The organism is Kitasatospora sp. MBT63, assembly GCF_000710465.2.
Taxonomy (GTDB): domain Bacteria; phylum Actinomycetota; class Actinomycetes; order Streptomycetales; family Streptomycetaceae; genus Kitasatospora.
The window spans coordinates 1-4,982 of the sequence record NZ_JAIZ01000441.1 but is presented as its reverse complement, the minus strand read 5'-3'; the positions used below and the strand labels follow the sequence as shown (position 1 = coordinate 4,982).

Here is a 4,982-nt window from a genome sequence, read left to right as displayed (position 1 = left end):
GCTGGGGGTGGGATGGGCGGGATCTGCGTCCGGCCGCGGACGGGGCAGCAACCGCGGTGGCGGGCACGGACGGAGGCCGCTCCGACCACGCCGGAGGCGGCCTTGCTGCGTGGCGCGGTTGCCGCGGCTGGCTCCTGGAAAGAATCTTGAAATCGTCCGTGGGGTGGCGGCGCGAGCGTGACTTACAAGCGGAGCGCCGGTCGGGTCGGTACAACCTCGGTGCCTTCGGAGTACGGCGCTTCGGCGCGGCCGTGAAGGGGTTCGGGCTGGCGGCGGCGCGTGCAGGTCGCCGGAGCCGCAGGCCGCCGGGTGGCCCGTTGCGGCGGCGGGAGCGGCCGCCCGTGCCGGGGCCGGCGGCCGGTGTTCGGGGGCCGGGGGCCGCAGGGACGGGCGGGTCCGGAGCGTGCCGCGGAGGTGATCAGCCAGCGGCGCGGATGATCTCTTCCGCCCGGTCGGTGCCGTACTGGATGACGAGGTAGCGGACCTGGCTGGGCAGGCCGCCGTTGTTGACCTCGGCGGCCTGCCTGCCGGCCTCGTCGTAGATGTCGTCGATGAGCGTGTTGTTCTCGTCCTCGACGCTCTGGCCGGCGGTGCTGCCATAGGTGGCCGCCGCTTCGTGCACGGCCTCGTCCAGATCGACGTCCGCGACCTGCAGCTCGTAGGCCAGGGTCAGGAGGCGCTCGGCCGCCTGCTCGCCGGCCGCCGACAGCGCAGCGTCCGCCTCGATGTCGAATTCGATGTCGGGCATGGTCACGATCGGTCCTTCGAGTGGAGTGGTGGGTGTGGACGTGGTCCGCGGGCGGCTCCGGAGGCGCTGCGGTGCGGCGTGCTCCGGCGCGGGGCCTGGAACGGCCGGGGCCCTACAGGAGCCCGAGGGTGGGATGCAGCGTCGCCGCCGAGAGCAGCACCGTGCCCTCGGGGTGGGCTCGGCGCAGTGCCGGGTCGTCCTTGAGGTGCTCGGCGTCGATCCGGACCCGCATGTAGGCGCGGACCACGCCGTTCGGCACCGCATCCGGGTCTGTGACGGTACCGAGGACCCGGTGGGGAGGGTAGGAGACCTGATCTCCCGCGACCACGTCGGCGATCAGCGCCCAGTGCAGATGCACCTCGGCCGTGGAGTAGGGGTCGAGCATGGAGCGCAGCTCACGGTAACGGGCCACCTGCGACTGGTTGGCCGTACCCCGCACCACGGCCGCCTCCAGCGCAGTCAGCTCCTGGGTGTGTTCGGCGTGGTCGGGGAAGGCAGCCGGCTGCTCGGTCGTGGAGAGGAGGTCGACCGCCTGCCACGTGATGGCGACCGGGCACCCCGGTTCGTCACAGGTGAGCACGGCCACCTCCAGGTCGTCGACGCGGTAGACGCGGCGGACAGTGGCGCAGGAGCCGTCGACATCGGTCACGCTGCGCCCGGTCCAGGGGGAGGCCGGGAGGAGCTCGGCGGCCCCGGCGCCGTGGGTGTCCGCTGCGCCCCGAACGGGCTGCGCGGCCCCGCACCGGCCGGCTCCGGCTTCTGTGCTGTGTGTTCCCGAGCAGGCGCGGCAGGTCATCGGGATGGTCTCCTCGGTCAGGGCGGTCTGGGGTTTGTCGGTGGGGCCGGGGTCGGGGCGTCGGGGCGCGGGCTGCCGGCGCACCTGGCAGCCCACGGGGTCTCACCGGCTCAGGGTGCGAACGACGGCCCGGGGCGAGGCGACGTCGCCGCAGCCCTCGGTGGGCTGCCGCTCGCGCACAGGGCGCGCGTGGACGGAACGGGCGGCTTCGGAGCCGCCGCCGACCCGGTTTGCGGCGTCGAGGTGGACGAGCGGCGTCTGCGCGCTGACCAGCTCGGAGGCGACGTGCGCGGACGAGGTGGTGGCCAGGTACCGGCCGCCCGCGCACAGGTGGCTGAGCCGATGGTGGAGGGCGAGAGCCCGCTCCGGGGAGCCGGAGGCGGCCAGGTCGTCGACGCACACGCTGCCGTCGGCCGCCCCGATGATCAGGGCGGCGGTCGCGGTGCGCTCGAAGCGGGAGAGGGAGGCCAGCGGCAGCCAGCCGACGTTGCGGATCAGGATCTCCGGGTGGCTGACCGGGCCCTCGGAGGCCCGGATGTCCATGGCGTCCGCCACCAGCGCCGCGACGTGTGCCCGCAGCACGGTGTGGTCATGGCCCGACATCCAGTGGAGGCGATTGGCGAGCCCGAGCGAGTTGCCCGGGACGTCCGGGTCCGCCGCGTCGAGATCGAAGGCGCTCACCAGGTCGAAGGCGAGCTTGGCCAGGGGCGTGTCGGTGTCCTCCACGGAGATCGTCGTGGGGGCCGGCTGCCCGCCGGGGGTGCTGTGCTGCGCGGTGATGGTGCTGTACTGCCGGTCGAGACCGATGGTGTGGCCGATGCGGCGGATAACCAGCTGGATCGTGAGGTTCGGGCCGCCGTCGGGCCCGCCCGGGAAGGCATCGGAGGGCCGGGGCGCAGTGCCTTCGATGCGGACTCCAGCGGTCTCGATCTGGCGGCCACTGGAGGTGCGGTGGAGCAGCGTGTCCGGGGCGTACCGGGTCGAGTAATCGAGGGCCTCGTCGATCCCCCATGCCAGCGTGCGCTGGACCAGGGTCACGGCCTCCAACAGGTGGGTCTTGCCGGAGCCGCTGCGGCCGGTGATGACGGTGTGGGGCTGGAGGCCGAGGCGGAGGTCGAGGAGGCTCTTGAAGCCGCTGACGTGTACAGAGGTGATCAAGGGGTGCTCTCCATCGTGCGTCATAAGTAATAAGTTACAGCAATATATGTCGCTGTGCAACCTTGATTCGTCCGGTGGCAAAAGGTGCCGGTCACGGCCGCCCGTCGGCCGCCTTCCTGCGGGCACTGACCTCCGGGCACGTGCAGCGCCAGCGCTGGTGCGACCCGAAGTCGTAGCCGGTCAGGTCCTCGAACTTGAGATGGCAGCACGTCGTCCGACCAATGAGACGGTCCGCCTCCTTGACGTAGTGGACGATCGGATCGCGCCCGAGCTTCGAGCGCACCTCGGCCGCCTTCTCTGCTGCCCGCCTGCTGATTGCGTGCACGGCATCCCGTTCCTCCTTGGATGCGTACGGGAAGTACGGATTGCGGTGTGCGGAACTCATGCTCGTCTCCCGGTGGGACTGGCCATGGGTGCGGATGATCACGGGCGCGGGGTGCGCAGGTTGCGGCGTGGCGAGCTGCCAAAGGCAGGCGCACGCCCGGTGCGTGCCTGCCTGCCGGCGCCCGGACTTCGCTTCGGTGCGGAGGCTCAGGCGCTCGCGCTCTTGGGGCGCCGTGAGCTCACGCGCCGTGGGGGTAGGTGCCTGTAACGGCCTTCCGCTGGCCCCACCCGAACGGTGAGAGCTGCCAGCAGGAACGGGCCCGTAGCGGGCGAGACGGTCATCCCGCTGACCGTTCGAAGGTGGGGCCAGCGGAAGCCGTTGAGGTGGAGCCAGAACAACCCGTTCAAGACAGGTGGGCTCGGATCGGGTGGTCGGTGCGACGTTGGCGACCGATCAGCCCATGTCGTTGGGTTCGAGACTGAAGAACAGCACTGCCGTGATGGCATCGAGCGGGACCTGCATCTGGATGCGCGCGTGTGCGAGCACGTCGTTGTAGGCGGTCTGCCGCTTCGTGGTGACGTTGATGGTGCCGTTGCCCGTGCTTGTGATGGTGTTTCCGCCCTGGGCCCACTGAAGGGTGGCGATCCAGTGATACTCGGTGGGCGTCGTCCCGCTCATGGGGGTCCTGCTCCTTCCTCTCAAGGTGGGCGGCCTGCGAGGGATCGTTTCACAGGTCGGGTGGCGTCAGCGCAGGAGCTGCGGCCGGCTGTTGTCGTAGGCCGGGTTGGTCGGGTAGCGACCTTCGGTGTCGGGCCACATCACCTGCCAGTAGCCGTTGCCGGGGTCGGTCCCGTACACCTCCCGGACGAGCGAGAACGGCCGGGGATCGTCGGCCCGGCGGAGCACCACCTGCGCGCCCTCCAGGACGCCGGTGACGGCGGTGCCGTCGTCGGGGACGGCCGTGAGCGCGGCGGCAGTGTCGTCGAGGATCTGGCGGGCCTGCTCAAGGGGGAGCCCGCCGACGACGAGTTCGAGGTCGAGCCGGCCGCTGAGGCCGGTGGTGTACGCCCAGGTCAGCCGGTCGGCGTCGCTGGGGCGGGGAATCACGGCGGCCATCACGTGGCCGTCCTGGTCGATCTGCTCCAGCAGTGCGAGCAGGAACGGGGTGGTGTCGGGCTGGGTGGGCATGTCGCCTCCTGTGCGTTGGGTCAAGGGGCCCTCGGCAGGCGCCCGCCGAGGCGGGGCAGTGCGGGCGCCTGCCGGGGTGGGGGTCTGCTCAGGCGGCGTTGCGCGCCCAGGAGCGGATGGTGTCGGGGTCCTGGCCGTAGGCCGAGGCGGCGATGTCCGACAGCTGCGCCTGCGGCTCGTCCACGAGGGTCAGGACGGCGTTGACGAAGAGATAGTCGCGATCGTTGGCCCCGTGGTGTTCGCGGCGGGCGGTGTCGTCGACTGCCCGGTTGACCGCCTCGCTGACCTGGTCGTAGGTGAACGACGGGTCGCCCTGGTCGGCCAGGAGCCGTGCGGCGTTGCTCTCGCGGTCCTTCCAGTCGCTGGTGGGGGCGATGAGGTACGCCAGGATCGTGGTGCGGAAGGACGGGAACGGGTCATCCGTGACCGCCTGCTCCGCTGCGTCGGCGGTCATCGCGGTGCCTTCGGTGACGGCGGTGTGGATGTCCGAGAGGGTGAAGCTCATGGCTGACGTTCCTTCTGTTCGTGCTCGGGCGGTTGCTCGTCGACTGCGGCGGGCTGTTGGCGCTCTGCGGTGTCGTTCCCCCGCGCGCTGGGCTGGGGTGAGCGGCGGCGTGCGGCGCGGCGGGCTGTGGTGCGTCCGGCCGGACCCTGGGCCCGCCGCCGGTGTGGCTCGGTCGGCGGCGGTGGCAGGTCTGCGCGATGGACTACCGGGTCGCCTCGTTGTCCGGTGCCGGTGCCGGTGCCGGTGCCGGTGCCGGTGCCGG

7 protein-coding genes are annotated in these 4,982 nt (G+C 71.6%); all 7 read right to left on the bottom strand.

Annotated elements, in window-relative coordinates:
• Positions 1-418: 418 nt before the first annotated feature.
• Positions 419-754: a hypothetical protein gene (locus tag AA75_RS24180; RefSeq protein ID WP_033822319.1), complete on the bottom strand. Its 336-nt coding sequence runs from the start codon at positions 752-754 to the stop codon at positions 419-421.
• A gap of 106 nt (positions 755-860) precedes the next feature.
• Positions 861-1,397 (bottom strand): hypothetical protein, encoded by a 537-nt coding sequence (locus AA75_RS24175; RefSeq protein WP_149038341.1) that lies wholly within the window; start codon positions 1,395-1,397, stop codon positions 861-863.
• Between the two features lie 249 nt (positions 1,398-1,646).
• The gene (locus tag AA75_RS24170; RefSeq protein ID WP_033822317.1) at positions 1,647-2,702 is read right to left on the bottom strand and encodes a hypothetical protein; all 1,056 of its coding nucleotides are present in this window, start codon (positions 2,700-2,702) and stop codon (positions 1,647-1,649) included.
• Positions 2,703-2,793: 91 nt separating this feature from the next.
• Positions 2,794-3,129, bottom strand: a complete 336-nt coding sequence (locus AA75_RS24165; protein ID WP_149038340.1) for a hypothetical protein — start codon at positions 3,127-3,129, stop codon at positions 2,794-2,796.
• Positions 3,130-3,480: 351 nt separating this feature from the next.
• Entirely contained in the window at positions 3,481-3,705 is a 225-nt protein-coding gene (locus AA75_RS24160) for a hypothetical protein (RefSeq protein ID WP_033822315.1), read from the bottom strand.
• Positions 3,706-3,771: 66 nt separating this feature from the next.
• Positions 3,772-4,215 carry a DUF4262 domain-containing protein gene (locus tag AA75_RS24155; RefSeq protein ID WP_033822314.1) on the bottom strand — a complete coding sequence of 148 codons (444 nt, stop codon included), beginning with the start codon at positions 4,213-4,215 and terminating at the stop codon, positions 3,772-3,774.
• A gap of 88 nt (positions 4,216-4,303) precedes the next feature.
• Complete coding sequence (locus AA75_RS24150) at positions 4,304-4,720, bottom strand: hypothetical protein (protein ID WP_033822313.1); 417 nt, start codon at positions 4,718-4,720, stop codon at positions 4,304-4,306.
• Positions 4,721-4,982: the final 262 nt, after the last annotated feature.

Excerpts from the sequence above, each read along its gene's own strand:
- AA75_RS24160 (WP_033822315.1), bottom strand. The coding sequence starts at position 3,705 with ATGAGCGGGACGACGCCCACCGAGTATCACTGGATCGCCACCCTTCAG.
- AA75_RS24155 (WP_033822314.1), bottom strand. The coding sequence starts at position 4,215 with ATGCCCACCCAGCCCGACACCACCCCGTTCCTGCTCGCACTGCTGGAG.
- AA75_RS24150 (WP_033822313.1), bottom strand. The coding sequence starts at position 4,720 with ATGAGCTTCACCCTCTCGGACATCCACACCGCCGTCACCGAAGGCACC.